The following is a 26,766-nucleotide window of genomic DNA, read 5'->3' as shown; positions in this document are numbered from 1 at the left end:
AGTGGCAGTCTTCGCACTTGTGGTGGATGCCAAGGATGATCAAGCAGTATCCTTTTATCACCATCACGGCTTTGTGAAATTCGGCAGCCTTTCCAACCAACTGATTCTTGCTCTCACAAACCGGGTGATCGGGGCGTAATTATTACAAATGCCCAACTCCCATTTTTATGCCTTTCCTATCTATGATAATGTCCTTTATCACAGATAGGAAAGGAGAGATAACAATGACACCGAAGCAAAAACAGCAGACCAATCAACTTTGAAGCCGCTTTTTATTGTGAACATTTGTTTAGTGGTGCAAAACGGCGTTCACTGGAGCGCCGTTTAAGTCACGCCAAACTAGGACGCTTTAAACCTTTAACCGAATTTGATTGGCAGTGGCCGGACAAAATAGATCAAAAAGCGATCCATGCGTTAATGCAATTGGATTTTTTAACCGGGGCCAATAATCTCATCCTACTGGGCGGTAACGGCGTGGGCAAATCAACCCTGGCGCAAAACCTCGGCTATCAAGCGGTGATGCGCGGCCATACGGTCTTGTTCACCACGGCCCCAACATGCTCAATGACCTGGCCGCCCTGGACAGTGACAACGCCCTGCGGCGAAGAATCAAGCACTACGCCAAACCGGCTTTGTTAATCATCGATGAAGTCGGCTATTTCTCCTACAGCAACCGCCACGCGGATCTGCCGTTTGAAATCGTCAATCAACGCTATGAACAACGTTCAACGCTGGTCACCACCAATCGCCCGTTCGCCGAATGGAACGACGTCTTCCCCAATGCCGCTTGTGTCGTCTCTCTGGTTGACCGACTGGTTCATCATAGTGAAATCATCGCGATTGAGGGAAAATCTTACCGCATGAAAGAGGCCAAAGAACAAGCGGCGGAACGACGCAGCAGACAACAAGGGGGCGCCAAATGAAAATACTGAAAATAACCACCCATTGGACACCGGAAGAAGCCGATTGCGTCTATCAGTTCCTCGATGATTTGAAAGAAGCCATTTGGCAACGTTATGGTGAGGATATCCTGGACATGTACAAAACAATACAGGATGAACAACAGGCGGAACATGAGGAGTGCGATTTCAATGATGAGATCCCGTTTTAGCGGGGCGTTTGATAATGCTTTGAAGATGTGCCGTCCGCCGTATTTTTTTGATTTTATCCTGCGGCAAATAGTTGCGGGTTTATGTCGGCGTTAACACCTTGTAATGGATGATGCAAAAATCAAGACCTGACACCGATCTTTATTTTTCGTGATAGTGTTCGTTAGACACGAAATGCTTTTGCTGGTAGCAGTAATCGATCAGGCTGACCCGGCAATGATATGAAGCCAAAATGCGGGTAAAAACCAACAGTAGCTTTGTCTTTAGCATCAACAACAATGCCGACCACTGCCAGCGTTGTACTGGCGTTGGCTACCCTTTGGCAGGCATCTGCCAAAAGAATTGATCCTAAACCTTTTCCCTGAAAGTGGCTGTTTACAGCCAGTCGTCCTATTAGCGCAACCGGAACAGGATAATGGGGAAGCGTCTTGGCTAAAGATAGCGGCAAATCTGTGCAACTCACGCTACCAGCGCTCAACGTATAAAATCCAGCCAATTGGACAGTATCATTAACCGGTGTGGCTATAAATACTCTAGCAACATTTCGTTTAATGTCTTGTGAAGCATAGCGGCATATGTATTCATCCAGTTGTGGTTGTCCACAACTAAAGGAAGCTGTGTCTACTGTTTTGTCAAATAGGCGGATATTGTAAAACGTCACCGAGAAACCTGTTCCGAATGACGTGTGAAGGCCTTTTTTAATGCGGGATTGGGTTGTGTTTGTTCGTCCAGTGCTGCCAGAAAGGCGTTGAAATCCTCTGGTTTTAACGTAATGCTTTCGTTCGCCTGCACAATTTTCTCTGCGGAGGATAACGCGTGGGATAGCACGAATTCAGAAATGCTGACATGAGAGTAAGTAGCGGCTTTGCTGAGCAATTCGTGCGCACGAATATCGCAGCGAATGTTAAGGCGGCTTTCTTTAGCGGTAGAATTTTCCATGAGAAATTCCAAATTTGTTTATGTGTCGTAATTGTGCGCCTGTTGTGAGTACGTTTCAAGATGTATCTGGAGGAAGCATCCTAGGAGCCTGACCGAGAACGCGACAATTGAAATTTTTGCCGCAATATAGAGTGTCAGTTTTGACTAAAAAGCAGTGTATGTTGTGTCATTTTTTTCAGAGCTTGTATTCTCGGGCAGGCTCCTCGGAAAAATATCTAAGCTTTGCGTTGATGAAATCTCTTTAAAACAACGCCAAAAAATCCGGATTGGTCATCATGGTAATCTTGAATCATACGATAGACCCATTCCAAGCCCATCTTTTGCATCCAGACAGGCGTAGGATGGACATGGCCCGAATGAAAATCGAAAGCGGCACCGACGCCGACTTGAACAGGAACATGGATACGAGCAAGATGCGAGGCGATCCATTTTTCTTGCTTAGGCGAACCGAACTCTACTTTGCCAGATTTGTAAGAAGACGGTCATGCCCACCGGGAAGCGGGCATCCAGTGCCATGGACGGTAAACTTCGAACCCTCCCTGGAGTCTGGGTTACGGCAATCCATGCCGGAATGACGGCCTTCGTTAAAGAAAGAAATTAAAAAACACACGCCGCAATAAAAAAGGCTATGTTCGCGTTAATAGTAGGCGTCGCCCCGGCAGGGTGCCGGGGTTCAGAAGCTATGGATGGCGTTGGGCTTTCACATCCTTGTGACCTGGATTCGCTTACGCGGTCTAACGGCTCCGGCAATCCAAGCCGGAATGACGGTGTTGATTTACTTTCAACTACTAGCGCGAACATAGCCATAAAAAAGGCATAACCCGTAGGGCGTTTTCACGATTGCAAAACGCCAAGATTCTTCAAAGCGATGGCGGATTGCCTGTCGGCGAATCCGCCTTACTGTATTAGTCTTTCTCAAGCAATTCTAAGCCTCGCGCCAAGTTTCCTCGACCTCTTTCTGCTCTAATTAAAAAACGAGTTTCAGCATCCAGTTCGGCGAGCATCAAAGTGGCCATTTCGTCGATCAGACGGTTGACGCTGGTGCCACGCTGATGAGCCACCTCTTTAAGGCGACGGTACTTGTCATCCGGTAGTCTTACGGTCAGTGCTGTCATGCTGCTATTTCCTTCAAAAATGCTTCAGGTGTCAGTACAGTCAAATGCGGAAACTTCAATTCCATTCTGGATAGATCACGAAGATTGCGAGTTACTATAAATTGCGCATTACCGGCAACCGCTAGCTCGACCAAATGGTTATCACCCTCGTCAGGTAGATTCGGCCGCCAGCCATAATAGATACGCGTCCACTCACAAACCGAGAGGAAAATATCAAGAAGCTCATTACGTTCTTCAGCACTCAGACGACTACGGTGAAATAACGTCGTCCGGGCCAGTACATCTTCGTACTCGTTAAACAATGCCGTGCCCATCAAGGGAATGGCCTGACCTCGTAAACAAGCAGCGATCACCGCGTTAGCAGAGCCTTGGCTTAAACAGGCAGCCAAAAAAATATTGGTATCTACGACAATTTTCATCAGTATGCGGTAGCATAGCTGCAACCACTAAGCTTAGCAATGACATGATTCAATATCGGAGGACAATCACCTATCAGTCACGTAAAAAGGCAGGTTTCGATATTGACTGTCAGCTTAGTATTTATTAGTTCGCCGACAACCCGGATTTGGACTGCATGTCGCTTACCCTCTGTTTCAGGATAGTTGTCGTCAATCCGTAAGTGACAGATTTGTAAGGTGTATTCGTCGATAGTCAATACACTTGGATGGCTTGATTTGGGAATCGTCCTTCCTCATGGGGTTGCTTCACTGTGTTACCCTAAACTACCCTGCATTTCAGCAATTCACGCGTACAAAGTCAGTAGGATGCGGAAAGGTACGAACCGCATCAATCGCGATAATCCCAGTTGGATCAAAAATGCCAAAAATAAGCTAATTTTGATTTTGGGGCTAAATCAGGAAAAATTCCTAATCTTTGCGTTGATGAAATCTCTTAAAAACAAGACTAAAAAAACCGGATTGGTCATCAAATAGCGCTTAATCAACCGGCGATCCTGGAGCATGCGATAGACCCATATTCCAAGCCCGTCTTTTGCTTCCAGACAGGTGAACGTTTGACATGGCCCGAATGAAAATCGAAAGCGGCACCGACGCCGACTTGTACCGGAACATTGACTCGGGCAAGATGCGTGGCAATCCATTTTTCTTGTTTGGGTGTGCCTAACCCGACCCATAAAAAATCCGGTTGCAGGCTATTGATCATCTCAACCAAATCGGAATCTTCCTGCGTGGACAATGCCCTGAAAGGGGGAGAATGCCAGCCCACGATTTCAACATCGGGAAAGCGCTCCCGCATCTTGCCAACCAAATCAATCAGTACAGCGTGTTTACCTCCTAGAAAAAAATGCCGCCAACCTTTGCTTCGGCCTTCGTCAAGACAGCGCAGCATCAACTCGGGACCGCACACCCTATCTTTAAGATTAGCGTTGTGAACACAATTGGCGTTCCAAACCAGCGGTAATCCATCCATTGTTACCGGGTTAATGGTCTAATGATTTTGCACCTTCTCTTGCAACCATACCTTAATCAGTGATTGGTAGGGCACATCCCGAGAATTTGCCGCCGCTTTAATTGAGTCCAGCAAATGTTGTGGTAATCGCAATGAAATGGTCTTGGTTGTTGGCTTCAAATTGGGCAGTACAACCGACTGGGCATGGCTCCAATCGAGATATTCAGTGGAATCGTGACTTTCCCAAAAAACGCGTTCTTCCTCTTCATTGGAAAAATGTGGAATGGTTTTAAGTTGTTTGTTCATAAATTGAACGCTCCTTTTTATGCATGACTCTCGCCGAGATAACACGGATAGTCTTACCATTATTGCGAAGTGCAAAAGAAATAGGTAAAAGCCGTTCATTGTCTATTTTGCCCAACGTATGAAAACGTCGTTCCAATTGACTGTGCTTAAAATCTTCTAACAATAACAGTGGTGCATTGAAGAATACTTGCTCAGACTCAGCCGTTGATACGCTGTGTTTAAGATTCTTTTGACTATTTCCTACGTCCCAATCAAATCCGATGATTTTAGATAAATCAATCATAAATGCATATTATGAGAATATACAAAATAGTACAACACCCATCATCACTCCCGATAGTCCAGATAGTCAACATTATGCAGTCACGCAATCCCTTGCGCATTCACAGCCGCGTAGGTTTAAGCTTCGAAGCCTCCCTGGCGTCTGGGTTCCGGCAATCCATGCCGGAATGACGGCCTTCGTCAAGGAAAGAAATTAAAAAACACACGCCGCAATAAAAAAGGCATAACCCGTAGGGCGTTTTCGCGCTAGCAAAACGCCAATAGCCTTCCAAGCCATGGCGGAATGCCTGATGGCGAATCCTCATTACCGGGTTAGGCAAATGGTGGTATTTAATTTTACGCTGACCCAGTTATGCGCGTCATACCCGCCGGGAAGCGGGTATCCAGTGCCATGGACGGTAAGCTTCGAACCCTCCCTGGAGTCTGGGTTCCGGCAATCCATGCCGGAATGACGGCCTTCGTTAAGGAAAGAAATTAAAAAACACACGCCGCAATAAAAAAGGCTATGTTCGCGTTAATAGTAGTCGTCGCCCCGGCAGGGATTGCCGGGGTCCAGAAGCCATGGATGGCGTTGGGCTTTCACATCCTTGTGACCTGGATTCGCTTACGCGGTCTAACGGCTCCGGCAACCCAAGCCGGAATGACGGTGTTGATTTACTTTCAACTACTAACGCGAACATAGCCATAAAAAAGGCATAACCCGTAGGGCGTTTTCGCGCTAGCAAAACGCCAATAGCCTTCAAATCCATGGCGGATTGCTTGTTGGCGAATCCGCCTGAGCGAGTACGCTTCTCTTTATTCAAACAAACGTAAAGAGACTCCTACATTTAGGTGCCAAGATAATCGCGACCAAGGCGCAGCTTTTACAACTCAACATCCACGGTATGACTGTCAAGTTAGGATAGACAGCCGCCAACCACAACCCAAACCAGAAGCTAGCGCTGCATAATGCCGGCTATCTACGGCGAAAATTGTTCTAAAGAATTTAACTGCCAGTTTTGCGGATTTTCAAGGCAATATCGGCTGAAAATGGCTTAACAGGTATGAGTAAATCCTTGTTAGAGATGATGGTCGAGCTTCCCAAAATGGTGCCTGTCCTGGTGTTCCATTGCTCAACTATAAATTTACCTGCTAGATTAGGTAAAACGGCCTCAACGCCTGTTAATAGGCCATTGGGAGAAGATCCTTTTTGATAATCACGATCGTAAATCCACGCGTAGGTCATGTTGCCGTTAGTAAAGGCGTATCCAGCCGTAGCGGTAATTGGCATTCCAAACTCAAGAGAATCTATGCTAAGCCAATCGATGCCTGAATTACTGATACGGATTTTATGCTTACCGGCAGGAATTGACGCCTCGTATCTTTTGGGCGGTTTGGGGGTTTCATTTACAACAGGAACTGTCTGATCATCGATGAATAGTTGTAAATTTCCGGGCTTCCAGCTAGAAACACGTCCAACAGTCAAGGCGAAAATCATATTGTTATCTGAATTTAAGTGAAAAATGATTTCGCGCCCCAAGTGCGATTTGTTAGAACCATGCAGTAAAGTAGGAAGATTGGCAATTCCTTCTATCGAGCCATCAGATTTTAACCAAAACTCGCTTTGTTTGGCTGGGCTCCATGACTTTCCGCCTGGAAAAAAGCGCGCACCGCCTGACGCTTTGGGTCCACCTGTCGTTTTAATCTCAATGATTTCAATTGGGCCTTGTCTCAAATCCTCATTTTGCCAAAATGCACTTAATGCAGCCCAGTGATAGTAAAGATTATTTGCATGAATGTGCTTGTCCCAATACCAAGCCATCGCACCACCGCCGACCATGGACGTCGCCCAGAGCGCTTCATGAATTACCGTGCCGGTAGTATCCGTGCCAAAGGAATAGATGTCATCGCCAAACTCACCGATGATGTTAGGCTTTTTATATTGTTGCATCGATAAATGGCTTTGCCTGAGCACTTCTTTATAGCCGGTGCCGTAATAATGAACTTGTGTAAGATCAAGTTCCGGGAGTGACCACAGCGTATTATCCTCATTGCGAGCGCTAGTTGTAATCAAATGACTCCATGGATCAATACTGCGAAGGTATTGCGCCATTTCTTTATGCCAAGCAACTACATTGGGATAATTTTGCTCATAATTATCGGTGTAATGCACTTCATTCCAGAGTTCCCAAGCCAAAATTGACGTGCTGTAGCCCCAGCGTGCAACGGTATAGCGCATCTTGCGCTTGTAAAGTTCTTTAGCTTCTGGATGAGTGAAAAATTCAGCGCCATTATTCAAAAATCCGCCATTTGCCGCGTTGTAGGGATTCTCATCCCAAGTGGAATTGGTTTTCTGTGAAAACTGCCCATGATGTTGAGTAACCAATTGAATATAAACGCCACTCGCTTCAGCTTTACTAATAATTTGATCTAACTTCCATGCTCCTTGCAAGTTGTAATTACCTAGACCGTGGAACCAACCACTTTTATGATTTTGACTCCATTCAAGGGATTGTCCATTGTAATAATGGTTCATCCAAACGCGTGACCAATTTTCCTTAGCCGCATTCATTTTGGTCAACCACAGATCATAATCGTATGTACCCTGATTAGTACCCCAAGCTAAGTTATGCCCTATGGGCAAATAAAAATCGCCGTTGTCGTAGGAAAGCCAGCGTGAATTGATCTTATCGACACGAATAAATCCTTTGTTAGTGGATGGGTTTGACGTGAATTGAAACGTCTCAGAGAAGGTGTCTCCCTCTTTATCTCTTATTGAAATAAAAAATTGATAAACGCCTGTTTCTTGCGCAGCAAACCGGATCCGCCAGTCAGGTTTTTTTGCAGCGGTCAGCTTTTCCTCCTTACGGATTAATCTTCTGTTAAAGTCCAAGAACCAAAACGCAGGAACTTTGATTTGCCGCCCCGAGGGTGCAGTAAAAACAGCATCAATCGTCACTTCAGAAGTGTCAAAAGGATTTTCGTAAGTTGTATCCAGATCCAATGCAATCTCGTACTTTTGAGCAATGGCAGCGGTCGGTTGATAATCCACTCTTACAATGTTTGTTGCCCATCCCTGGGTTTGTACAGAAAGGAGAAGCGCTAACATTAAGAGCTTTTTCATAAGGAATACCGCTTTTGTGGATAAGTTAAGATGTGTCTGAGTATTTCAAATGCAGACATTTAGAATAAACTCTTTCCAATAGGTGAGAGAGCGATTTGGTATCGAAATTTGAGGTACTGTAGGTATAAAAAGGTCAGTCATCAATTAAAAAATCAGCGCAATTCCATTTAAAGATACGCCTGGTAATATTATTGATATTTGTTATTTGCAGCTTTCCGCCATAACAGTGGCAATGAGCGTAAAGTAACGAGCATGTGCCAAGAAAAGCCGGGTCAATGTGAATAACATTGTTTAAGTCCAGAATAAAATGATTATTGAAAGGTGCTAATTTTTTTATGGCCTGTTTTAAAGGCAAAATCGTTTCATCTGTACACACACCAGATAGCGTTATCTGTATTGATTGGTCAGCACTTTCAGTCACATTAAGATTTAGTTCATTTTTTCCTGAAAACTGCTTTTGCTGAAAACGTAACCATAAAGCATAAGGTACCGCTTTAGTTGTTAATAGACTTAAAAAATGTAGTCCGTCATTAAAGTATCGTTTCCACAGGTTTGGCTCTTGATAAATTCGCCAAAGCCATTCAAAGCCCAGATTTTGTAAAAACAAAGGAGCTCTATTTACATTGCCAGCGACAAAGTTAATGACTGCACCCAGATGGCACATGATCGGAGTTTTAATACGATTACGGTTATGCTCAATCCATGCTTGACCTTTTTTAGCGCCCAAAGAAACCACCAGAAAATCAGCGCCGCTCTCATTAATAGCATTTATAGACGAATCAGAACTCATGGCTTCAATGCTTCCGAACCCTGGAGACTCGTACCCGCTGCAGCTCATCGCTGAATTTCGGTCATTGATTTTTTGACATGCCAATTGTGCAATGCCCTCTAAACCCCCAAAAAAATAAACCTTAATCTTTTTGTCCTGGTTACTTTCTAATTGTTCAAAAAGATTTGCGCCCGAAACTCTCTCTTTTATAGGTAGTTTAAGAAGTTTGGCCAGCCAAACTACCGGCTTGCCGTCAGGTATGCTGATATCGCTGTTCAAGACAGACGACCTAAAAGATACATCAGTAAGGCAGCTGACTATAAAATTAAGATTAGGTGTCGATATAAAACACGACCTATTTCTTTCGGCGGAGTCATGAATAATACGAACCACATCATTCAGATCAAGCGCATCAAAAGGTAAGCCCGCAATTAAATAAAGATTTCTGTCAAAATTAAATAATCGGCTCATTGCTGCATTAGTAAGTGTCATAATTCAAATTTCGGCTATTTGGAGTTACCCTCGGCGTGAGTAGATAACTTAAATCTCTCATGGATATCGTCAATCGCCTTCTTTTTTCCATGCAACAATGCATTTTTTTGGTATTCAACTAAAAATTGACGGAATTCAGGATTTTCATAACGCGGTTTGCCCGCAAGTGCGCTACTCAGCCAACCCCACATCATCGCCAGACTGCCCAAAACAACAGGTTTTTCTTTAAGTCGATAGAATGCACTAGCAAGCATATAGAGAAAGCCAGTGCCCATAAAATATTGCCCATAACCATGACGCATACGGCCTACATAAATGTTTTGTTGGGAAGACCCCATAGGACGTAAATGTACAAAACGTAGATCAGGTTCATCCCAACTACAGGCAATCCAGCCCAACATCCGGCAGGTATGGCAATCAATGCCATCCCACATCACTTCACGCACAAATCCGCCAATCTCTTTGAAGCAACTGACCCTGTAAAACTTAGTCATGCCAAGAGACGTTTCATCGCCATGATTTTCAGGGGTTAATTGGCCATTGGCATGTTCAATGTAAGCTTTACCGCTACAAGTACCAATTCTGGGATTAGCCTCCATTTTTGAAATGAGGAGTTCAAAATACCGGGGAGGTAAACGAAGGTCTAAATCGAGTTTACAGACATAATCATAATCTTTAGGCCTGATCGTTTCATACCCGGCATAGAACGCATTGATTACACCAGGACCTACAGCACGATGACCACGGTCAGGTAATGTGACCACGCTAATCCAGTCGTATTGCTGCATATAGTGGCTTAGAATTTGGGGGGTTGCGTCGGTAGAGCCGTCATCGACAATAATCCATTTGGCGGGTTTGACAGATTGAGCGACAACGGAATCCAGAGTTTCCCGCATATACTCAGACTCATTACGGCAGGGTGAAATCAATACATAGTTCTTAGTCATAAATTAGCCCAGTAATCACACCTTATAACTAAGATGTTTTGAATAAATAATATTTAAAAAAACTCCCGAAAACTCTTATGTAATCAATCATCATATAGAGAGGAAAAATTAACTTAGGACAGTTATTGATACCATACCACCATCGCACCTGTAAATTAGCGGGAGATCTAATACTAAATAGATAATCTTTCAGACTTTTCCAGGTAAATGAATGTCTGACTTTAGTTAATCCGGTAGCCTCAACATAAGAATACACAATGCAATTTTTACAGATATAAACAGGGTAACCATTTCTTCTGGCTTTATGAGTAAAATCATAGTCGGCCGCATAATGAGGCAAATGGACCTCATCATATAAACCTAGTATTTTGAAAACAGTAACAGGGAATAATGTACCCCGACCTGAAGCGTGCGTAGTTGAAATAATATCGGTATTTTCAGGGAGATGGTCGCGTTCAAAATTTACAGGCCTTTCTTTGGCCAGCCACCAGTCTTGTTTATAGCCTATTGCGTGTAACTGCTTCGATTCAATGTTATAGATGACAGAGGTTAAAATGGCTTCCGGATATTGAATCGAGTTTTTAACCATATTTTCTAAATAGTCAACGGGCAATTCAGTATCATTGTTTAAGGTTATAACTTTGTCGGTATCATCAGCATGATTTAATACATAAGAAATACACAGATTGATCGCGCCGGTCCACCACAAGTCTTCACTCGCTTCAAGCAAAATAACATCAGGGAAGTCCCGCTTGATTCTTTCTGCTGTACCATCTGTTGAACCATGATCACAGATAACTACTTTAAAATCTTGATAGGTTTGTTGGTTGATAGATTCAAGAAAATTAATGGTATATTGAATGCGATTAAAAACTGGGATGCAAATCCAGAGTGTCATATTTTACGCTCAGTTAATTTAAAATTATTAACAAACCAAAAAGTACTGCCAACTAGAAACCAAAAAACATAACCTACAGTTTGCATCGTCGTGTTCATTATTGAAAATATGACAAAAAATAAAATACTACTAAACAAATACGATCCAATTTGGTTATTAATTTTTGATGTTGATAGCTTATAGGACCATAACAACGATCTTAATATAATAATAAACAGTAAAGATGTGCCTAAAATACCTGTCTCCATTATTGCTGCTAAAACAAAGTTATGAGGGTGTAGTATGCTAAACGCTCGATTAAACCCACCTTCAATACCTTCAACATTAGAATTTTTTTGTAGACTATAGGTGTCTTTATAACTTAATCCGGTTAAGGGTCTTTTTTCAAGTTCTTCCAAAGCTATATAAATGACACCAAAACGACCTACTGTGGTTTTAGTTGCTTGAAATGTCTCGCCAGCCCGATCAATTGTTTTATCTAGTATGTTTACTTTAGTTAAAGTATTTAGTGCCAGTAGCATAATAATTACTAAGCATCCAGTAATTCCAAAAATGAGCAAAGTTTTTGTTTTTTTACCTCTTAAAAGCCCCTGTGCAATGAGTGATGCAGCAATTCCTATGAACGCCGACCTATGGGCAAGCATGAAGATACCTGATAAAGGAATAAATGCTAGATATAACTTTTTTTCCCAGCAAAATAAAGCAATAGTTCCAAGAGCTAATAAAATATTTGCATCACCGAAACCTAATCTGAAAGTGCCTTGGTATTTCATAATTAGTTTGGTTTCTTCTGAATTTATTAGAAGGGGTTGAAATAACGGAAATATCATACATAAAAAAACTGTATATATTAGCAATTTATTAAAATCTTCTGTCTTATTAAAAGTTACTAGCGGCAAAAAAAAATAAAATAATTGTGTATCGCGAGCATATAATCGAACTATAGTCTCGATGGGCAAATTATCTAAGAAACCATTTATTGCTTTGCCGGTAAAAAAAAGAGCTAAAATAAATACTATATATATTGTGATATTGGTAGATGAAGTAAATTTATTGTTATTTCGAGTTATTTTTTTTAAAAAAAAGAAGATGCTAAAAATTACAGCCCCAACATATAAAAAGTCTAGTGGCCAAATATTAGTGGTTCCAAGTGCCAACTTGAAGTCCTTAATAAACGATCTAGGAGCTAGGCCTGTTATAAAAACATAAGTGATTGCCAGATAGGGTATTATTTTTGGTTTTATTATTATAAAGCCAAAAGTTGTCAATATAATTAATACAGATATCATTTTAATTTTAAATTTTTATTAATATTCAGTAGATAATAATAAAGACTAATAGTGTCTTTAGCATTGATACACGAATTATAAGTATTCAATGTAGTTTGATACATCAATTCTATTTTATCCTTATTGTCAACTGATAGTGCTATATCTAACTGGTGCGCCAAACTCGATACATTTCCTTGTCTAGCTAAATATCCCGCTTGGCCGTTTAAAACCATTTCTCTGGTGCCATCAATATCGCTGGTTACAACAATAGTTTTCATGGCGCCAGCCTCTAAAATAGGGCGTGCAAAATGGGGCTCAGTAAAAGGTGCTGCAATCACATCAACTTCAGCTATATAGCTGGCAATATCAAAAATTACTCCGGGAAAAAATACACGAGATGACAACGCGTTATCATCGATCATTTTTTGAAGCTCAATTCTTAAGCTTTTTTTACCTGTCAAAGTACGTAATAAACTTTTTAATTTATTAGCGTCAGGTTGTCTTGGGCCTTCACCGAAAAAAACCAAGACGCTATCGGGGTGTTTGTCCTTAATTTCAATAAAAGCACTCATCAAAGTAAGCGCGCCTTTAGCGGGAGTATTCCAGCCAAGCATAGCTATGATTTTACTTTCTTTCGATACATTTAATTGCTCACGCAGATTGACTTTGGCTACTGATTCATAATTGAATTTATCAAAGTTGACAAAGTTAGGGATTATAACTCCCTTATTCTCAGGATTGATTCTGTCGAGCTCTGATTGGCATAATGCTATAACGATATCGGCGCAGTTCGATATAATATTCCGTAACAGGCTATACCGGATTTTAAATGTCCCATATTCAAGAAAATCTCTCATATGCCATATTAAGGGTATATTCGAGGATTTAACGGCGAGACCTTCCGAAATCAAAACGGATGAATTTAAGTGCACAATATCGGGCTTTTCTTCTGCAAGTATTTGCTTCATCCTAAAGTAACTTGGAATAAGCTTAAAATAATGTTTCAAATAAGGTTTTATGTCGTGATAAAACTTAGCAGAAAACGGATTTAAAGACTGGTTTTCTATCGTGCAATGCGGAAGCTTTCCTAACTTTCTATCAACAACACAGCGTATACCTGCGTTTTTATAAAATTCGACTGCTGGACCATCTGTTATGAAATAAACAACAATTTCATATTCTTTCCTTACATACTCTAATAAGTAATAGAGACTCATCGTAGCACCGCCATTTGCACCTGTATGGTGAACAAAAAGAATTTTTACCGATTTAGACATGGAAAACATTCCTATTCTTTTATTTTAAATTTAATTACTTAATCATTACTGGCTAAAAAACTCATATCTGCTTCTGGAAAATCAGCCTTTAAATGCTTATGAGCCCAGACACCTTCTAAGGTAGTGATAAGTATTTCCATTCTATGTTGTTGTGTATGATTGGCGCGGACATATTCTGCAGCTTTACGGCCCATTTCGATGCGTTGTTCCTCGGGTAGAGATAAAAGCCACTTGACTTTATCAACTGCTTCTTTTGGTGTTTTAAAATAATGACAATGTTCACCCTCTTTAAGAATTTGGTCGAATTTGGGTGAGTATCCAGAAACGTAAGGTATGCCTGTTGCAATGGTATTGAAGGGACGATTGGAATCGTAGAATTCGATATCGCTAAACTGTGGTAAGCCTATTGCTATCTTAGAACTATTGTAAGCGTCAATTTGTTTAAAAAATTCGATAGGACCTTTTGATGAAGAAAATCTTTCCCAGCCTTTTCCGTATAATGCAAATTTATCGCCGAATTCTTCCTGAAGTGCCTTAATCAATAGCGGCCTGTTTTTTGCTCCTGGTGCGGAAGCAAAAGGTCGTTTGTAAGTCCATCGATTCGCAATCATGACCAGATCGAACTGTTTCTCAATATTTACAGTAATTGGTTGATTGAAACTTATATGGTCATAGGCTGCCGGAAGAAGATATACATGCTTTGCACCATTTGCTTTTAAATAATCGGCCATTCTGCCTAGGCCTTGATTAAAGCAGACATCGGTATATTTCACTAACGACAGCAATGACTTTGGATAAGGCACGACCCAGAAATTACCGAACGGGTCGCCATTTTCATTACAAATGGCTGGTTTGTTCGGCAGGTTTTTAATCTGGAGCATAATTTTTTCATTTAGAGGACCTTCCCATACGCCATGCCAATAAATGGCATCGGCAGCAAAATCTCTTGCTAGTTCATAGATTTTTTGCATCATCGCTTCCCATCCATGTTGACGGCCAAATAGTCGATAAGAAAAAATTTCCAAAGCTTCCAGTCTGTCTTCTGAAAGCATATCGGCAAAGATTTTTCGTCTTGCTCGTTGGTCGCCTTCAATGTTTTCTACAGGTAAATATAAAAGCCTTAATTTTTTCATATTTCAATATCCTTTCTTTAAAATAATTCTAATGTATTTAATAATCTTGGTATTTGAAGATCTGAGGTTTAGAAAGTCACGTAGAGTTTTTCTGCATGCTTTTGCCGGGCCAAATAAAATAAAGGTCGATAATCCAATTCCACCTGATACCATTTCCAATGGTAATAACTGAAATGCATTCAGATTTGAAAAATAATATGAGGTCAGGTAAATCAATGCACCTACCCATAAACTTGCCATTAGTTGTGAAACAATTATTTTAAAATGAGTTTTAAAATCAATATTTAGCTTTTTACTTAAAATAATAAGATAGATAATAAATCTTAACCAGTAATAAGCGGCTAATGTTATTAATATGTATATAAGTTGATGCTGAATAGAATAATACAGCATTATAGGAATGAATAATAAAAGCAGGTAAGTTTGTAGCCTGATTTGTAATGAAATAGCACCCAGTGCGCTACATGCAGTAGCGGCAATGCTGGCAAGCATTTCTACGGGGACAAATAAAGAAGATATTTGCACATATATCAAAGCGTTTTGCCAATTCGGTCCCAGCAGTACATCAATAAGTTCGGGTGCGGCAGAAAACATTCCTCCACTCACTGGAATAAGTAAAAATCCTGTAAATACAAGGCTATTGAGGTAAAGATCTCGGAATTTCTCTTTATCATGCTGTTGTCTTGAATAAGCGGGTAACAATGCCCCGGTTATTGAAACAAGTAAATTATAAGAGGGCATGGAAATAATATTTCTGCTTCTATTCCACAATCCTAATTCAGATGCGGGGAAATATTTTCCTATTAGTATATGATCAATATTGGAACCAATAAATGTCATGAAGCTTGCAATTGAATATCCCCCACCGAATTTCAAGATATGCTTGTAATCTGATAGCTTCAAATTGATTCTAATTGAGTGGCGCGTTTTGCTATAGGTTGCTATAAAGGTTAACAGTAACAGACTCAAATGGGCTATGGCTAAACTATATACGCCATAACCTTTATATGCCAAAAATATTCCTATCATTCCGTTGCTAATTACATATGCGGTTGTTTCAGTTATTGATAAGAACTTAAATCGCATTTCGCGTTTTATAAGACCAATCGATGTAGCGGATGCACCAATAATCACAAAACTAAATGCGACTAATTGTATGATGGGTTCTAATTTTGGGCTGTCGAAAAAAATTGCAAGTGGATTTGCAAGTATTCCTACGAGAATGGTAAATATAAGTCCAGCTAGGAGCGAGAACCAAAACGACGCTTCAATATCGGATTGATTGATTTCCTTTTTTTGCTGTATTGCCGCAGCTAAGCCAAAGTCAGAAAAATAACGCCCGAATTTGATAGCCACTAATGCTAACGCCATCAGTCCAAATTCCTCCGGGGAAATAAGACGTGCCAATATGGCCAGCACGCCCATTTGCAACACGCCTTTCATTATTGCGCCAAGATAGTTCCATTTGATGCTGTTTAATAATGTGGGTTTAGGCATTGATAAGTTTTTTTAGGGATGATAAGTGATTTACGTTTGGGAAGTTAGAACAGATTTAGGTGTGTTAATTTACTGAATCTAAAAATAGCTCAATTTTTATGGGCCATTAATGTCTGTTTGGCTTTGGGAGTTTAACGGCTTGAAGCTTAAAGTGTTTACCCGACACATCTAAAGAGCTCCGTAAGCGGCCAATCCTGCTTTCTTTGCCAAGTGCATTGAGCCTTCTCTTGTTAAATGGCCCTTGTCAAATTGAACAGGTACTCCATTTGGAGACCAGAGCTGACATTTTTTTTAACATATTAAGTCATACACTGATATGTACTTTAAACCTTTTGCATTTGGGAATTAGCAAATAGCTTGTCTGTTTGCTTTTGCTGTTCGCGTCGATAGCTTTTTGCTAATTCACCTTCAGCTGTATTTTTTGATACGGATCTGGCCAAAATTCTAGGTAATGGTTGGTCATATTCCACTATTGGGCCGGAAATAACAACAGTTTGAGCATACTCGCGAAGTCTTGTAGCCGTTGAAATCGCATCAGTAACTTCAGAATCTTGCCATCGACCGGATAAAATGACAGTATCAACATGGTTTTTAGGTAAAAACTCATTAAAAACATACTGAACCAAGTCAGTGCAACGCTTCTCACCTATTGAGTTAATAAGTGGCTTACACCCTGATGCAGTTGCTTGAATAAAGTTAATCTGTGGATATGTGCTTTGCAAGCCAGGCCAAAGATGTGCAGCGTGGCTATCTCCAACAATGAGAACATTTTTCATTGTACTGGAGATTTTCAAGCACTCTGATTTATTAAAATACGATAAAGAATTATATTCGGACGTTAAAAAGCAGGTGCCTGCACGCATTTTTCTCTCATGTTCTGTCGCGTCGCTATAAGCAAGAATTTCCTCTACGCGGTTCGGAAATTGCCAGTACTGTTGACTGATTGTTCCGATAGAAAAAGCTATGCCGGCAACTGCGGTCATTGATGCTATTGCTAATCCGAGAGTTGCCTTAGTATTAAGTCGAAAAGGGGCTTTGCGAAAAGGTCGTTCAATAAACCACCAGGATAGTGTCGCAAGAATAATACAAATGACAACCAGGGATAATTTTTCAATTGCTCCTTTGGGTTCGTGATACAAACGGGTATAAACCAGCAAGGGCCAGTGCCAAAGATACAGAGAATAAGAAATCAATCCGATAAATCGTATTGGTGCAAAGCCCAATAGAGACGATGCAAAAGTTTTGCGAAGTGCCCCCGCATAAATGATTGCGGTAGCGCCCATGCAGGGCAAAAGTGCAGCAAGGCCAGGAAATGCAGTGTTCTTTGAATAAAACACGATACTGTAGGCAATCATACCCAGTCCTAGTCCAGATATTGTTTCGATTTGCCAGCGCTTTTCAACGCGTGGAAATGCATTTAATGCTAGAAGGGACCCCATCAGAAGTTCCCATGCTCTAAAGTGCACTAGATAGAAGGCTGCAGTGGGCTCTTTGTAGACCTGTATTATTGAAGCGGCAAAACTGATTAAAGTAATAACAAACAGCACCACGATTCTTTTTTTGTGGGACAGTGATCGCATTGAAAAAACAAGGATCGGAAACAGGACATAAAACTGTTCTTCTACAGAAAGCGACCATGTGTGTAAGACGGGGTTAAGTTCCATCTTATGGTCAAAATAGCTGCTTGTTGCATAAAACAAAATGTTTGAAACAAAGAAGATTGATGACGCAATGCTTTGACCGATATCACCTGATTCTGATGGAAAATTCATGAAGAATGAAGCAATCAGGCAGGCTATAAAAACGACAAATAAAGCGGGGAAAATTCGTCTAACGCGACGATGGTAGAAGTCTGTTACCGAGTAGGTGCCCTTGGTAATATCGGAATAGATGATTGAAGTTATCAAATAGCCGGATATCACGAAAAAAATATCAACTCCGACATAGCCACCCGTAAAAAAACGGCTGATTGAATAATGGAAAAAAATTACCGAAATTACAGCTACTGCTCTTAGTCCGTCGATATCGCTTCTGTATTTCATATTTTTAATATGATCCCTCATGCCTACTTGGGTTGAAATTTGTTTTAGATGCCGGAAGCCATTATCAGATGAGGCAATTTGAATCAAGGTGGGTCGAGCAAGATATAAAATCTTGATGTTAAATTGGCTATACCGATTGCCTGTCAAGTATAGTAACCATTTCGTATTACAACTTTCTTAAGGATTGATTAAATTTGAGAATGACTTGCTTTTTATTACCCGGTGAGCAAGGTAAGACGGGTTCGCCAACAGGCAATCCGCCAAAACTTTAAAGGCAATTGGCGTTTTGCTATCGCGAAAACGCCCTACCGGTTTTCGCTTTTTACAGCGGGTTGCAATGATGGGCCAGGTCTTGCAGCATAGCATTTCTTAGGCTCCTTCTTTATTGTCAAACCACAGGATAACGATCAAAGATTACGCCAACATGAAATATCGCAATCGGCCAATTGTTGTTTTTCTCAAATATTAGTCCAATTTTATCTAACTTGTATTCATGTAAAAAATGCTTATCCCTACATTAAGCCAGGTTTGCCGTCAAAAACCGGGTGGCTTCGTGGTGTTGAAAGCGTCTTTATTCAGTCGTGGTTTGTCATCAAGGTTTTTTCGACTGATGCGGTTCGTACCTCACCGCATCCTACGTGCTAGGTCATGAGCGCGTCTAGGCTTTCAGCGGTTAAAATGCGTTCAGCCCAGTTTTCGATTTGTTGAAGTTCGGCTTGTTCCATGTTTTGCACTGCCCAGTCGGGCAGTTCTCCGTATTTCAAGAAGGCCTGTTTACTCAATAAGCGCAGGGCTTCTTTTTCCTTGCCTATTTCTTCGCCTCGTTTTTGACCTCTTTCTTCACCTATTTCTTCGCCTTCTTTTTTCCATTGCAGTGTCCAATCGGTTAAGCGTTCGGCTAACATGGCATTGACCTCATTAAGTTCTTGTTATTCGGGAATCGATTCTGTTTTAAATTTTACGCGCAATAAGCGGCATAGCAAAGGAGTGCTGGTCCAGTTGATATATTCTTTAGGATTCCGTCATAAATAACTTCCCGGATTTCATATTGTATCGAACCTTACGATTACCCCCTCTTTGCAAAAGAGAGGCTAGGGAGCGTTTTTAATAAATCCCCCTCGATCCCCCTTTTTCAAAGGGGGAAGTTATTGGTGGCGATTTCCTTAGTGCGGCTTCTTAAACGGCCTATTAGCTTATTCTTAATCAATGTCATATTATATGAGCTATGAATCATAGCCGAATCGTACTGGATACCAACATTCTAGTTGCAGCCGCTCGGAGTCGAAACGGGGCCTCGTACGCGCTGCTGTAGGCATTGAGAAACCGCCGGTTTATTGCTTTGGCCTCAGTGCCTTTGATTCTGGAATACGAGGCAGTACTGAAACGCCCGGAGCATTTAGCCATCGGCAATCGAACGGTCGCAACTACCGACGCCTTTCTCGATGCAATGAGCCAATACATCGAGCCTGTGCATTTGCACTATTTTTGGCGTCCTCAGTTGCGCGATCCGGCTGACGAAATGGTACTTGAAACCGCGCTCAACGGTCGAGCTGACGCGCTGGTTACCCTGAATGTGAACGATTTTGCCCCCGCCAGCCATTTCCGGTTGCCGGTACTCAACCCCGGTGAATACTTACGCAGCTTACAACAGGAGCAGAACTAATGACCAATTATGCCTTGCGCGTACCCGAATCGCTGTACGCTTATGCCCGCAAAGTCGCGGAGGAAGAGCAGGTTTCCATAAACCAGTTTTTCGTTACCGCGATCGCCGAAAAAGTCTCGGCACTCAAAACCGAAGCCTACTTCCGGGAACGTCAAGCGCACGGTGAACCGATAGCTTTCGATATTTGGCTGGCCGCCAGCCCGGATACCGATCCGATGGCGGGCGACGATTTTTAATACAGTCTTTGTATATAAATTGTGCGAATTCCACTACTTGTGGCAAGTTTTCGTAGGCGCGATGCCCGTTGCGAATTAAGCGCTCAATCGGTGCTTTTATTCGTCGCGACTATCGTAGTTTTCAGGCGTCGCTTGGGCGCGTCGGGAGCCGAATGGCGATGGCTTCGAAAATCGCGATCTGGGGATCGCTCCTACTTTAACAGAACTTGAGGTGGTTCCTCGCCACTAGGCCAACAAGGCGTCTAGGCTTTCAGCGGTTAATATGCGTTCAGCCCCGTTTTCGAGTTGTTGAAGGTCGGCTTGTTCCATGTTTTGCACTATCTCACCATGAATGGCTAGGGTCGAACACATCCTTGTGCACTGGATTCGCTTACGCGGTCTAACGGCTCCGGCAGTCCATGTCGGGATGACGCCTCACGCGAACAGTGCGTTATTAAATGGGTTTGCTACCAAAAAAAGGGGATCAGGTCTTGACTTTTGCATCATTGATTAGAGGGCACAGTGGCATTAAAAAAATGCAGTCTCTCTTTATTTCGTTAGCTGGAGCGGCCTGCAAACATCCGCATTTTCGGTACGAATTATTTGCGAATATCCGAACCCCGCGGCCCGAATTAAATGCGAATGAGCCCGCATTATTTGCAAACAAGAAATATGGGCTATTCCAAATGAAGGGGGTCGTGGGCTATTAAGAAATTTTTAGTTAGTTAGCCTGCCAGTATCAGCCAGACGTCGGCATCAACTTAAAATTAATTTTCAATTAAAGCCGGAATGGGTCGAAAGTTATGTTCGGTACACCAGAAGTTCGTTTATTATCAGTGTCCCTTTTTACACAAACAACTGGACAATTGTGGGTGCGTAATAAAGTTGCATACTAAAATCAACGCAAGTTTAAATCTTGATAATGGTGTCGTTATAGAGCGCTACCAAGGGATCGTGGGTCATTAAACGCATCGGCTCTACGAGTGCCTGAGCCACAAGTATGCGGTCGAGCGGGTCTTGGTGATGTAAAGGCAGTTCTTCGACCGCTATCGCATGTTCCGCCTCAACGGCGAGGAAAAGATAACCAGATTCCTGAAAATAGCGCATCGCGTCTCGGCTAGAAACTGGCATGTCGCCTCGACCTAGCGAATGCTTGATTGCAATTTCCCAGACATTCGCCGCGCTGACCCAAACGGTCGTTTTGGGTGATGAAATCAAATCACGTGCCTTTTGTGGCAGTTTTGGGTTATCCGTGATAGCCCATAGTGCAACGTGAGTATCCAGCAACAGATTCAAGACTGCTCCTCACCCATGAACAACTGAGCCACTTCGTCGTTATGCGCATCAATGCTGTCCGGCACCACGAACAAGCCTTTTGCAACACCAATCCGTTGCCCGGGTGGTGCAGTATCGATCGGAACAAGCTTAGCCGCTGGGCGGCCATTCCTGGCAATCACGATTTCACGCTCTTGCCCTTGCTCAATGGCCTCTACTAAGCGGGACAGCGAGGACTTGGCTTGTAACATGTTTACAGTTTGCATTACATTCCCCATAAAAATAGCTAGTCTAGTCTAGCTAATTGCGCAAATCAATCAAGACTTCAAATAGGTAATTTTGCCGTTTACTTTCCCTATTCTTGGGTTCGCCATGTTTACCTTCAAGTCCTTGATTTTATGGTTCGGTATTGTGGCTTTTAACCCGGTAAGGCGGATTCGCCAACTGGCAATCCGCCATGACTTTGAAGAATATTGGCGCTTTGCTATCGCGAAAACGACCTACCGGTTTTCGCTTTTTACAGCGTGTTGTGTTTTATTGGCTGAATTTATTTCTGATTATAAAGATCAATGAGCGCAGTCAAAAATCGTCATCTCGACAGGGATTGCCGAGATCCAGTCGCCATGGATGGCAAGGGCCGAACACATCCTTGTGCCCTGGATTCGCTTACGCGGTCTAACGGCTCCGGCAATCCCCGGAATGACGTGCACCGAAAAATGTGATTAAAGGGGCCAGGTCTTGCAATATAGCATTTCTTAGGCTCCTTCTTTGTTGTCAAGCCACAGGATAACGAACAAAGATTGCACCAAATCTTGCAATCGGCCAATTGTTGTTTTACTCAAATATTAGCCAATTTTATCTAATTTGAATTCTTGAAATAATGGATTGGAAAAACGTGTTGTGGAGTCCAAGCTATTTTGCTGGCTCCGTCGGTGGCGCACAATTTTCAATGCTTAAAAATATATTGAGCAACAAGAAAAACCTGTTTAGATACAATCAAGAGCACACTTATATCCCTAGCCTGAAGAAAGGGGGATATAAGTGTTTTTTGGGTAAATTTATTAAAATTCTGAACTCAGAAATCACAGAATTTATAAGTTTTTCGCTGAGCTCACCCTAAATTGGATTTCAGTCATACAAACTGATGAGATAAGTTTTTTTACTATTGCATAGCTTGAACTTACAGCTTTCGATGCGAGGCCGATTCGGCCTCGATTAAGTGCTCTTTGAGTAGATCAAATATGCGATCACCTTCCAATAGGGAGGGATCAAAACCAGCTTTATTGGCGATGTCTCCGAATTTGGCCGCCGCATTAGAATTCGTGCCAAAGTAAGCCATGGACCAGTTAGAAAAACTGCGTTCCGACGTTGGCTCGAATGCAAGTACCACGACATGTGAATGTCTTGGATCACACTGAATACGCTCGAAAGTATTCTGTATTTCATTATGCGAGCCTTCCAAAACCTGAGCGAAGCACCCGGCGTTGAACATGAGTGCGCCCGTGATGTTCTCAATTGGATTTTTTACTCGGGAACTTGCCAGAATTTGGTCAATTTCGCGATTTAAGGTTGCTTCGTCACCTGATATTTCGTTACGGCTGATGTATATTAGTCGAAAAAGTGGCTCATTCATTGTTTTCACCCTTTAACGTGGTTTGTTTTTTAGATCCGAGATAAATCCGGCAATCGCCGGAGTGGCAATAGGACGGCTAATAAGATAACCCTGTGCAGACTGGCACCCCCCGGCAGCCAACTCATCAAACTGCTCTTTGGTCTCCACACCTTCGGCAATAATGGTCATTTTTAGGCTTGCACCCAGACTAATAATTGCCTGAACCAATGCACGTGATTTTGGAGAGCTTTCTCCGCGCACGAAGGATTGATCTATTTTGATTTTGGAGAATGGGAAGCTGTTTAGATAGCTGAGTGAAGAATAGCCAGTGCCAAAGTCGTCCATTGCAATACCCACCCCCATTTTCTTGATAGCCCAAAGATGCTTCTGCGCAGTCTCATAGTCCTTCATCATGACGCCTTCGGTAATTTCGAGTTCAAGCCGCTCAGGTGCTAGCCCAGTGGCTATAAGAGCATTTCTAACAATGTCGACGATACTCTCGTTTTCGAACTGAATCGGCGATACATTGACTGCTACTGAGAAATTGCCGTCCCAACTCATCGCCTCCTTACAGGCCGTGCGCAAAGTCCACTCACCAATAGCATTGATTTCACCCGTTTGTTCGGCTAATGGAATGAAATCTGCCGGTGACACGAGGCCGCGTTTTGGATTATGCCAGCGAATCAGCGCTTCAAAGCCCTGCAAAGTGCCGTCTGCCATATTGACTTGGGGTTGATACATTAAAACAAATTCTTTCAGTCCTAAGGCTCGACTCAAATCGATTTCGAGATTGCGCCGGTCCATTGCCCGTTGTGCGAGTGCCGGTTCAAAGAATTTGACGATGCCACGACCGGCTGCTTTGGCTGCGTAGAGGGCGAGATCTGCGTGCTTTAGTAAATCGGCAATATTATCGGTGCCGTGATTAAGTGCGGCTATGCCGACGCTTGCGCCTATATTGGTCTGTTGACCTTCTATTAGGAATGAACGACTCATGAGTTCGACAATACGCTTTGCGACCGATATTGCGCCGATGGGCTGGAAGCCTATCGTATGCAGTACCACGAATTCGTCACCCTCCATCCGAATCACAGTATCATTGTCGCGTGTGGCGGAGAGTATCCGCTTGGCAACCAGCTTTAATAAGGTATCGCCTGCACCGTGCCCCAGCGTATCGTTGATTTTCTTGAAGCGGTCGAGGTCAATCATGATCACAGCCAGTGATAAGGACTCGGGGCCACTTGGTTGCCAGTTTGCTATCTGATCGTTTAACAACATCCGGTTGCCAAGGCCCGTTAGAGGATCTTGGTATGCGTTATTTGGCAATTTTTTATCTACCAGTGGTTTTGAAACTCGATTGACTGTCAGCATCCGCAAATCATTGCCAGCGGCAATATGCATTGTCAGTGGCTCCGAGCTGCGTTCAAGGCGCAATTCAATAATGTCCGGGGCAGGGCAGGTAAATGCTTTGGATAAATCAGCGTTAATTGAATAGAAACGCGACGAAACATGTTCAGCCAGAGCACATCCGGCCGCAGCTTCGGGTGATGTAATAAAAAACATTTCACAAAATGAAGGGTTAGCGCACACAAGAACTCCGCTCTCGTTAATAACAGCGAATCCGAGCGAAGATACCTGTGCGCAATTTCCTATAATTTGTGTTAACTCATTTGGCATATTAAGGTCATCAAGTAAAGCTGTGATATAAAATTAGGGATAAATTGTTTATGCTAAGACTAACTAAGTAATCGTTTAATAATCTTTTAATATTGGCAAATTCAACCATAAATGCAATACCCAGCAAATTATCGGTATCAAGTCCGGCCATGCCAACAACGGTTATGAATCTCTTAATCGTTGGCATGGAGCAGTGAGTTGTAGCCTATATTTTAGCAAAGCGACCGCGCAATCCATACAGCAATAGCAGCAGAATCAATGCAATTTTTAATTGCGATATCGACAAGCTTAAACTAGCTGACGAGTTATCGTCGGTGCTTACAATAAACAGAGGAAGAGCTTTTTGCTGATCTTCTGACCAGGGAGCACTAGCCATGATCAGCGGTACAAAGAAACCGCGCCATTGATCTTCGAATCGATTCACCGCTTGAACGAAATCAGCGTAACGCGGTGCATCGATACCAGCCAACCTATCCGACAGGAGAATTACCCCTAAGGATGGCGATAAGCTGGACCAACGCTCCATAAATTCAAACTGATGCTTGCGGGCCTCGTCAAATTGAACCATTAAAGGCCGGATTCGGCTATCAAGTTGCAAGGTTGCAGGCAGGCCGTTGATTTCTCTGGGTAGGCTTTTTAACGGCCCGTTTACTTTTATTTCTGGATGTGCTTGAAACCAGCCGGTTAGCAAGGATTCTCGCTGTTGATTGGTTTGTTCCTGAAATTGGCGAATATCAAGAATGGCTTTCATGCGTGACGGCATGGGTGATGACCGGTCAGCCGCCCAGCCTATACCTGCAGGTACACCAAAAGTAAGCAACAACCAGGTTCCCAGCATGGCGATAGCCACCGCGCCCGAGGAAATTTGCAGAAGCGTGAACAATCCGGCGATACTGAGCCAGACTAAATTGTAGACAGCCAACATAAGCAGCCACTGTCCGGCCGCAATGCCGGTTGACTCCGGGTCGAGCAAAAATGCGAGCACGGATGCCGTCGTGCCAATCAATAGCAGCAGTCCATAGCGCAGGGTCAATGCGGTGAATACCAATCGCCAAGGATGGGGGGTTTGCGTACAAACCAGTCGCCATACACCACTCTCCCGGTCTTCCTGAACCAAACCGTATGTTAAGGCAATGATCGCCAATGGCGTCAATAGCGCAAACACCGTGGCAAAATCCAGTAAACCGAACTCATGCATCAACGGATTGAACAACTGATCACTGGTTCTGCCATCGGTATGGCGGCTACTGGTCGAAATTTTGATGGTGGGGCTCAGCAAGTCCATCTGGCTGACATTCAGTACCAAGCCGCCCAATGCCGGTAATCGCAAGGGTTCTTTTGCAGAGCTGGCGGCATAAGCCGTAGATTTCGGGGCGTCTTCAGACATCTTGGGCGCATCATGCATTTCAGCCTGATTTGTCGCTGCTTGTTGGGCCACTGGCATACTGGCTTTGGCCCTGAATTCCCGTGCGGCAAGCCCAGACCAAATAGCACTAATCGTCAACAATAAAAGAAACAAACTGATGATCCAGATATTCAGAGGATTACGGCGAAAACGGGTCCATTCAACGGATAGGAGTTTCATCATAGCTATGTTTGCGTTAGTAGTTGAAAGTAAATCAACACCGTCATTCCGGCATGGATTGCCGGAGCCGTTAGACCGCGTAAGCGAATCCAGGTCACAAGGATGTGAAAGCCCAACGCCATCCATGGCTTCTGGACCCCGGCAATCCCTGCCGG

General features: G+C 42.8%; 33 protein-coding genes and 2 pseudogenes. 11 read left to right on the top strand and 24 right to left on the bottom strand.

The features are described from left to right. The first annotated feature begins 285 nt into the window (after positions 1 to 285). Genes Q7V32_RS20020 through Q7V32_RS20010 form a run of 3 tightly spaced genes read left to right on the top strand, consistent with a single transcriptional unit; the run spans position 286 to position 1,111 of the window. Positions 286 to 639 carry an ATP-binding protein gene (locus Q7V32_RS20020; protein ID WP_304898738.1) on the top strand — a complete coding sequence of 118 codons (354 nt, stop codon included), beginning with the start codon at positions 286 to 288 and terminating at the stop codon, positions 637 to 639. Continuing rightward, positions 558 to 923, top strand: a complete 366-nt coding sequence (locus Q7V32_RS20015; RefSeq protein ID WP_304898737.1) for an ATP-binding protein — start codon at positions 558 to 560, stop codon at positions 921 to 923. Before Q7V32_RS20020 ends, Q7V32_RS20015 begins: the two co-directional genes overlap by 82 nt. Next, positions 920 to 1,111 carry a hypothetical protein gene (locus tag Q7V32_RS20010; protein WP_304898736.1) on the top strand — a complete coding sequence of 64 codons (192 nt, stop codon included), beginning with the start codon at positions 920 to 922 and terminating at the stop codon, positions 1,109 to 1,111. Before Q7V32_RS20015 ends, Q7V32_RS20010 begins: the two co-directional genes overlap by 4 nt. A gap of 161 nt (positions 1,112 to 1,272) precedes the next feature. On the opposite strand, the gene Q7V32_RS20005 is transcribed toward Q7V32_RS20010, so the two are convergent. From Q7V32_RS20005 to Q7V32_RS20900, 3 genes and pseudogenes are all read right to left on the bottom strand, one after another. Then, a complete protein-coding gene (locus Q7V32_RS20005) occupies positions 1,273 to 1,770 on the bottom strand; it encodes a GNAT family N-acetyltransferase (RefSeq protein ID WP_304898735.1) in 498 nt (165 codons plus the stop codon). After that, positions 1,767 to 2,048 carry a DUF1778 domain-containing protein gene (locus Q7V32_RS20000; protein ID WP_304898734.1) on the bottom strand — a complete coding sequence of 94 codons (282 nt, stop codon included), beginning with the start codon at positions 2,046 to 2,048 and terminating at the stop codon, positions 1,767 to 1,769. The genes Q7V32_RS20005 and Q7V32_RS20000 overlap by 4 nt, the downstream gene beginning before the upstream one ends. Positions 2,049 to 2,263: 215 nt before the next feature. Further along, positions 2,264 to 2,494, bottom strand: a pseudogene (locus Q7V32_RS20900) (WecB/TagA/CpsF family glycosyltransferase); the annotation flags it as partial. Between the two features lie 182 nt (positions 2,495 to 2,676). Between Q7V32_RS20900 and Q7V32_RS19995 the strand changes: the two are divergent. Continuing rightward, positions 2,677 to 2,868, top strand: coding sequence for a hypothetical protein (locus Q7V32_RS19995; RefSeq protein WP_304898733.1), 192 nt, complete (start codon positions 2,677 to 2,679; stop codon positions 2,866 to 2,868). An 85-nt stretch (positions 2,869 to 2,953) separates the two neighbouring features. Here the strand turns inward: Q7V32_RS19995 and Q7V32_RS19990 are convergent, their stop codons facing one another. The 5 genes from Q7V32_RS19990 to Q7V32_RS19970 all read right to left on the bottom strand — a co-directional run bounded on the left by Q7V32_RS19990 (position 2,954) and on the right by Q7V32_RS19970 (position 5,159). Beyond that, complete coding sequence (locus tag Q7V32_RS19990; protein WP_159656840.1) at positions 2,954 to 3,163, bottom strand: toxin-antitoxin system HicB family antitoxin; 210 nt, start codon at positions 3,161 to 3,163, stop codon at positions 2,954 to 2,956. Beyond that, the gene (locus Q7V32_RS19985) at positions 3,160 to 3,582 is read right to left on the bottom strand and encodes a putative toxin-antitoxin system toxin component, PIN family (RefSeq protein ID WP_304898732.1); all 423 of its coding nucleotides are present in this window, start codon (positions 3,580 to 3,582) and stop codon (positions 3,160 to 3,162) included. Before Q7V32_RS19985 ends, Q7V32_RS19990 begins: the two co-directional genes overlap by 4 nt. A gap of 520 nt (positions 3,583 to 4,102) precedes the next feature. Then, positions 4,103 to 4,591, bottom strand: coding sequence for a WecB/TagA/CpsF family glycosyltransferase (locus tag Q7V32_RS19980; protein ID WP_304898731.1), 489 nt, complete (start codon positions 4,589 to 4,591; stop codon positions 4,103 to 4,105). 18 nt (positions 4,592 to 4,609) lie between these two features. Then, positions 4,610 to 4,876: a type II toxin-antitoxin system BrnA family antitoxin gene (gene brnA, locus Q7V32_RS19975; RefSeq protein ID WP_304898730.1), complete on the bottom strand. Its 267-nt coding sequence runs from the start codon at positions 4,874 to 4,876 to the stop codon at positions 4,610 to 4,612. Then, positions 4,860 to 5,159, bottom strand: coding sequence for a BrnT family toxin (locus Q7V32_RS19970; RefSeq protein WP_304898729.1), 300 nt, complete (start codon positions 5,157 to 5,159; stop codon positions 4,860 to 4,862). The genes brnA and Q7V32_RS19970 overlap by 17 nt, the downstream gene beginning before the upstream one ends. A gap of 351 nt (positions 5,160 to 5,510) precedes the next feature. On the opposite strand from Q7V32_RS19970, the gene Q7V32_RS19965 reads away from it, so the two are divergent. Continuing rightward, positions 5,511 to 5,636, top strand: coding sequence for a hypothetical protein (locus Q7V32_RS19965; protein WP_304898728.1), 126 nt, complete (start codon positions 5,511 to 5,513; stop codon positions 5,634 to 5,636). A 27-nt stretch (positions 5,637 to 5,663) separates the two neighbouring features. Then, the gene (locus Q7V32_RS19960; RefSeq protein ID WP_304898727.1) at positions 5,664 to 5,840 is read left to right on the top strand and encodes a hypothetical protein; all 177 of its coding nucleotides are present in this window, start codon (positions 5,664 to 5,666) and stop codon (positions 5,838 to 5,840) included. Positions 5,841 to 6,143: 303 nt separating this feature from the next. Here the strand turns inward: Q7V32_RS19960 and Q7V32_RS19955 are convergent, their stop codons facing one another. From Q7V32_RS19955 to Q7V32_RS19910, 10 genes are all read right to left on the bottom strand, one after another. Continuing rightward, complete coding sequence (locus Q7V32_RS19955; RefSeq protein WP_304898726.1) at positions 6,144 to 8,261, bottom strand: DUF5060 domain-containing protein; 2,118 nt, start codon at positions 8,259 to 8,261, stop codon at positions 6,144 to 6,146. Between the two features lie 133 nt (positions 8,262 to 8,394). Continuing rightward, a complete protein-coding gene (locus Q7V32_RS19950; protein WP_304898725.1) occupies positions 8,395 to 9,522 on the bottom strand; it encodes a WecB/TagA/CpsF family glycosyltransferase in 1,128 nt (375 codons plus the stop codon). A 14-nt stretch (positions 9,523 to 9,536) separates the two neighbouring features. Then, complete coding sequence (locus Q7V32_RS19945; protein WP_304898724.1) at positions 9,537 to 10,469, bottom strand: glycosyltransferase family A protein; 933 nt, start codon at positions 10,467 to 10,469, stop codon at positions 9,537 to 9,539. A 28-nt stretch (positions 10,470 to 10,497) separates the two neighbouring features. Beyond that, positions 10,498 to 11,367, bottom strand: a complete 870-nt coding sequence (locus Q7V32_RS19940; RefSeq protein WP_304898723.1) for a glycosyltransferase family 2 protein — start codon at positions 11,365 to 11,367, stop codon at positions 10,498 to 10,500. Then, complete coding sequence (locus Q7V32_RS19935; protein ID WP_304898722.1) at positions 11,364 to 12,656, bottom strand: O-antigen ligase; 1,293 nt, start codon at positions 12,654 to 12,656, stop codon at positions 11,364 to 11,366. Before Q7V32_RS19935 ends, Q7V32_RS19940 begins: the two co-directional genes overlap by 4 nt. Next, positions 12,653 to 13,915 carry a glycosyltransferase gene (locus Q7V32_RS19930; protein WP_304898721.1) on the bottom strand — a complete coding sequence of 421 codons (1,263 nt, stop codon included), beginning with the start codon at positions 13,913 to 13,915 and terminating at the stop codon, positions 12,653 to 12,655. The genes Q7V32_RS19935 and Q7V32_RS19930 overlap by 4 nt, the downstream gene beginning before the upstream one ends. Positions 13,916 to 13,953: 38 nt before the next feature. Beyond that, a complete protein-coding gene (locus Q7V32_RS19925; protein ID WP_304898720.1) occupies positions 13,954 to 15,048 on the bottom strand; it encodes a glycosyltransferase in 1,095 nt (364 codons plus the stop codon). 3 nt (positions 15,049 to 15,051) lie between these two features. Next, positions 15,052 to 16,545, bottom strand: a complete 1,494-nt coding sequence (locus tag Q7V32_RS19920; protein WP_304898719.1) for a lipopolysaccharide biosynthesis protein — start codon at positions 16,543 to 16,545, stop codon at positions 15,052 to 15,054. Positions 16,546 to 16,868: 323 nt separating this feature from the next. Then, the gene (locus Q7V32_RS19915; protein ID WP_304898718.1) at positions 16,869 to 18,734 is read right to left on the bottom strand and encodes an acyltransferase family protein; all 1,866 of its coding nucleotides are present in this window, start codon (positions 18,732 to 18,734) and stop codon (positions 16,869 to 16,871) included. 494 nt (positions 18,735 to 19,228) lie between these two features. Next, positions 19,229 to 19,492, bottom strand: coding sequence for a hypothetical protein (locus tag Q7V32_RS19910; RefSeq protein WP_304898717.1), 264 nt, complete (start codon positions 19,490 to 19,492; stop codon positions 19,229 to 19,231). Between the two features lie 410 nt (positions 19,493 to 19,902). Here Q7V32_RS19910 and Q7V32_RS19905 point away from each other — a divergent pair, with 410 nt between their 5' ends. Further along, positions 19,903 to 20,250, top strand: coding sequence for a putative toxin-antitoxin system toxin component, PIN family (locus Q7V32_RS19905; protein WP_304898716.1), 348 nt, complete (start codon positions 19,903 to 19,905; stop codon positions 20,248 to 20,250). Then, on the top strand, positions 20,250 to 20,486 hold the full coding sequence (locus Q7V32_RS19900; RefSeq protein ID WP_304898715.1) for a toxin-antitoxin system HicB family antitoxin: 237 nt from the start codon (positions 20,250 to 20,252) through the stop codon (positions 20,484 to 20,486). Before Q7V32_RS19905 ends, Q7V32_RS19900 begins: the two co-directional genes overlap by 1 nt. Positions 20,487 to 20,711: 225 nt before the next feature. Here the strand turns inward: Q7V32_RS19900 and Q7V32_RS19895 are convergent, their stop codons facing one another. The 3 genes from Q7V32_RS19895 to Q7V32_RS19885 form a co-directional block, all read right to left on the bottom strand. Further along, positions 20,712 to 20,837, bottom strand: coding sequence for a hypothetical protein (locus tag Q7V32_RS19895; RefSeq protein WP_304898714.1), 126 nt, complete (start codon positions 20,835 to 20,837; stop codon positions 20,712 to 20,714). Positions 20,838 to 21,374: 537 nt separating this feature from the next. Continuing rightward, the gene (locus Q7V32_RS19890) at positions 21,375 to 21,761 is read right to left on the bottom strand and encodes a type II toxin-antitoxin system VapC family toxin (RefSeq protein WP_304898713.1); all 387 of its coding nucleotides are present in this window, start codon (positions 21,759 to 21,761) and stop codon (positions 21,375 to 21,377) included. Then, positions 21,758 to 22,006 carry a type II toxin-antitoxin system Phd/YefM family antitoxin gene (locus Q7V32_RS19885; protein ID WP_304898712.1) on the bottom strand — a complete coding sequence of 83 codons (249 nt, stop codon included), beginning with the start codon at positions 22,004 to 22,006 and terminating at the stop codon, positions 21,758 to 21,760. Before Q7V32_RS19885 ends, Q7V32_RS19890 begins: the two co-directional genes overlap by 4 nt. Positions 22,007 to 22,112: 106 nt before the next feature. On the opposite strand from Q7V32_RS19885, the gene Q7V32_RS19880 reads away from it, so the two are divergent. The 3 genes and pseudogenes from Q7V32_RS19880 to Q7V32_RS19870 all read left to right on the top strand — a co-directional run. Next, positions 22,113 to 22,313, top strand: coding sequence for a hypothetical protein (locus Q7V32_RS19880; RefSeq protein WP_304898711.1), 201 nt, complete (start codon positions 22,113 to 22,115; stop codon positions 22,311 to 22,313). Beyond that, complete coding sequence (locus Q7V32_RS19875; RefSeq protein ID WP_304898710.1) at positions 22,310 to 22,462, top strand: hypothetical protein; 153 nt, start codon at positions 22,310 to 22,312, stop codon at positions 22,460 to 22,462. Before Q7V32_RS19880 ends, Q7V32_RS19875 begins: the two co-directional genes overlap by 4 nt. Before the next feature lie 164 nt (positions 22,463 to 22,626). Beyond that, a pseudogene (locus Q7V32_RS19870) lies at positions 22,627 to 22,730 on the top strand (transposase); the annotation flags it as partial. Between the two features lie 190 nt (positions 22,731 to 22,920). Here the strand turns inward: Q7V32_RS19870 and Q7V32_RS19865 are convergent. The 3 genes from Q7V32_RS19865 to Q7V32_RS19855 form a co-directional block, all read right to left on the bottom strand. Beyond that, positions 22,921 to 23,373, bottom strand: coding sequence for a BLUF domain-containing protein (locus tag Q7V32_RS19865; protein ID WP_304898709.1), 453 nt, complete (start codon positions 23,371 to 23,373; stop codon positions 22,921 to 22,923). 12 nt (positions 23,374 to 23,385) lie between these two features. Continuing rightward, a complete protein-coding gene (locus tag Q7V32_RS19860) occupies positions 23,386 to 25,026 on the bottom strand; it encodes a bifunctional diguanylate cyclase/phosphodiesterase (protein WP_304898708.1) in 1,641 nt (546 codons plus the stop codon). Between the two features lie 205 nt (positions 25,027 to 25,231). Continuing rightward, positions 25,232 to 26,614: a DUF3526 domain-containing protein gene (locus Q7V32_RS19855; protein ID WP_304898707.1), complete on the bottom strand. Its 1,383-nt coding sequence runs from the start codon at positions 26,612 to 26,614 to the stop codon at positions 25,232 to 25,234. Positions 26,615 to 26,766 lie beyond the last annotated feature (152 nt).

This window comes from Methylicorpusculum sp., assembly GCF_030651835.1.
Classification (GTDB): domain Bacteria; phylum Pseudomonadota; class Gammaproteobacteria; order Methylococcales; family Methylomonadaceae; genus Methylicorpusculum.
The sequence above is the reverse complement of the archived record's forward strand: the minus strand, read 5'-3'. Positions and strand labels throughout refer to the sequence as shown.

Bases quoted from the DNA above. Each gene is read 5' to 3' on its own strand.
- Q7V32_RS20015 (WP_304898737.1), top strand. From the start codon at position 558: ATGCTCAATGACCTGGCCGCCCTGGACAGTGACAACGCCCTGCGGCGA.
- Q7V32_RS20010 (WP_304898736.1), top strand. From the start codon at position 920: ATGAAAATACTGAAAATAACCACCCATTGGACACCGGAAGAAGCCGAT.
- Q7V32_RS20000 (WP_304898734.1), bottom strand. From the start codon at position 2,048: ATGGAAAATTCTACCGCTAAAGAAAGCCGCCTTAACATTCGCTGCGAT.
- Q7V32_RS19995 (WP_304898733.1), top strand. From the start codon at position 2,677: ATGTTCGCGTTAATAGTAGGCGTCGCCCCGGCAGGGTGCCGGGGTTCA.
- Q7V32_RS19990 (WP_159656840.1), bottom strand. From the start codon at position 3,163: ATGACAGCACTGACCGTAAGACTACCGGATGACAAGTACCGTCGCCTT.
- Q7V32_RS19985 (WP_304898732.1), bottom strand. From the start codon at position 3,582: ATGAAAATTGTCGTAGATACCAATATTTTTTTGGCTGCCTGTTTAAGC.
- Q7V32_RS19980 (WP_304898731.1), bottom strand. From the start codon at position 4,591: ATGGATGGATTACCGCTGGTTTGGAACGCCAATTGTGTTCACAACGCT.
- brnA (WP_304898730.1), bottom strand. From the start codon at position 4,876: ATGAACAAACAACTTAAAACCATTCCACATTTTTCCAATGAAGAGGAA.
- Q7V32_RS19970 (WP_304898729.1), bottom strand. From the start codon at position 5,159: ATGATTGATTTATCTAAAATCATCGGATTTGATTGGGACGTAGGAAAT.
- Q7V32_RS19965 (WP_304898728.1), top strand. From the start codon at position 5,511: ATGCGCGTCATACCCGCCGGGAAGCGGGTATCCAGTGCCATGGACGGT.
- Q7V32_RS19960 (WP_304898727.1), top strand. From the start codon at position 5,664: ATGTTCGCGTTAATAGTAGTCGTCGCCCCGGCAGGGATTGCCGGGGTC.
- Q7V32_RS19955 (WP_304898726.1), bottom strand. From the start codon at position 8,261: ATGAAAAAGCTCTTAATGTTAGCGCTTCTCCTTTCTGTACAAACCCAG.
- Q7V32_RS19950 (WP_304898725.1), bottom strand. From the start codon at position 9,522: ATGACACTTACTAATGCAGCAATGAGCCGATTATTTAATTTTGACAGA.
- Q7V32_RS19945 (WP_304898724.1), bottom strand. From the start codon at position 10,469: ATGACTAAGAACTATGTATTGATTTCACCCTGCCGTAATGAGTCTGAG.
- Q7V32_RS19940 (WP_304898723.1), bottom strand. From the start codon at position 11,367: ATGACACTCTGGATTTGCATCCCAGTTTTTAATCGCATTCAATATACC.
- Q7V32_RS19935 (WP_304898722.1), bottom strand. From the start codon at position 12,656: ATGATATCTGTATTAATTATATTGACAACTTTTGGCTTTATAATAATA.
- Q7V32_RS19930 (WP_304898721.1), bottom strand. From the start codon at position 13,915: ATGTCTAAATCGGTAAAAATTCTTTTTGTTCACCATACAGGTGCAAAT.
- Q7V32_RS19925 (WP_304898720.1), bottom strand. From the start codon at position 15,048: ATGAAAAAATTAAGGCTTTTATATTTACCTGTAGAAAACATTGAAGGC.
- Q7V32_RS19920 (WP_304898719.1), bottom strand. From the start codon at position 16,545: ATGCCTAAACCCACATTATTAAACAGCATCAAATGGAACTATCTTGGC.
- Q7V32_RS19910 (WP_304898717.1), bottom strand. From the start codon at position 19,492: ATGTTAGCCGAACGCTTAACCGATTGGACACTGCAATGGAAAAAAGAA.
- Q7V32_RS19900 (WP_304898715.1), top strand. From the start codon at position 20,250: ATGACCAATTATGCCTTGCGCGTACCCGAATCGCTGTACGCTTATGCC.
- Q7V32_RS19895 (WP_304898714.1), bottom strand. From the start codon at position 20,837: ATGTGTTCGACCCTAGCCATTCATGGTGAGATAGTGCAAAACATGGAA.
- Q7V32_RS19885 (WP_304898712.1), bottom strand. From the start codon at position 22,006: ATGCAAACTGTAAACATGTTACAAGCCAAGTCCTCGCTGTCCCGCTTA.
- Q7V32_RS19880 (WP_304898711.1), top strand. From the start codon at position 22,113: ATGTTTACCTTCAAGTCCTTGATTTTATGGTTCGGTATTGTGGCTTTT.
- Q7V32_RS19875 (WP_304898710.1), top strand. From the start codon at position 22,310: ATGAGCGCAGTCAAAAATCGTCATCTCGACAGGGATTGCCGAGATCCA.
- Q7V32_RS19865 (WP_304898709.1), bottom strand. From the start codon at position 23,373: ATGAATGAGCCACTTTTTCGACTAATATACATCAGCCGTAACGAAATA.
- Q7V32_RS19860 (WP_304898708.1), bottom strand. From the start codon at position 25,026: ATGCCAAATGAGTTAACACAAATTATAGGAAATTGCGCACAGGTATCT.
- Q7V32_RS19855 (WP_304898707.1), bottom strand. From the start codon at position 26,614: ATGATGAAACTCCTATCCGTTGAATGGACCCGTTTTCGCCGTAATCCT.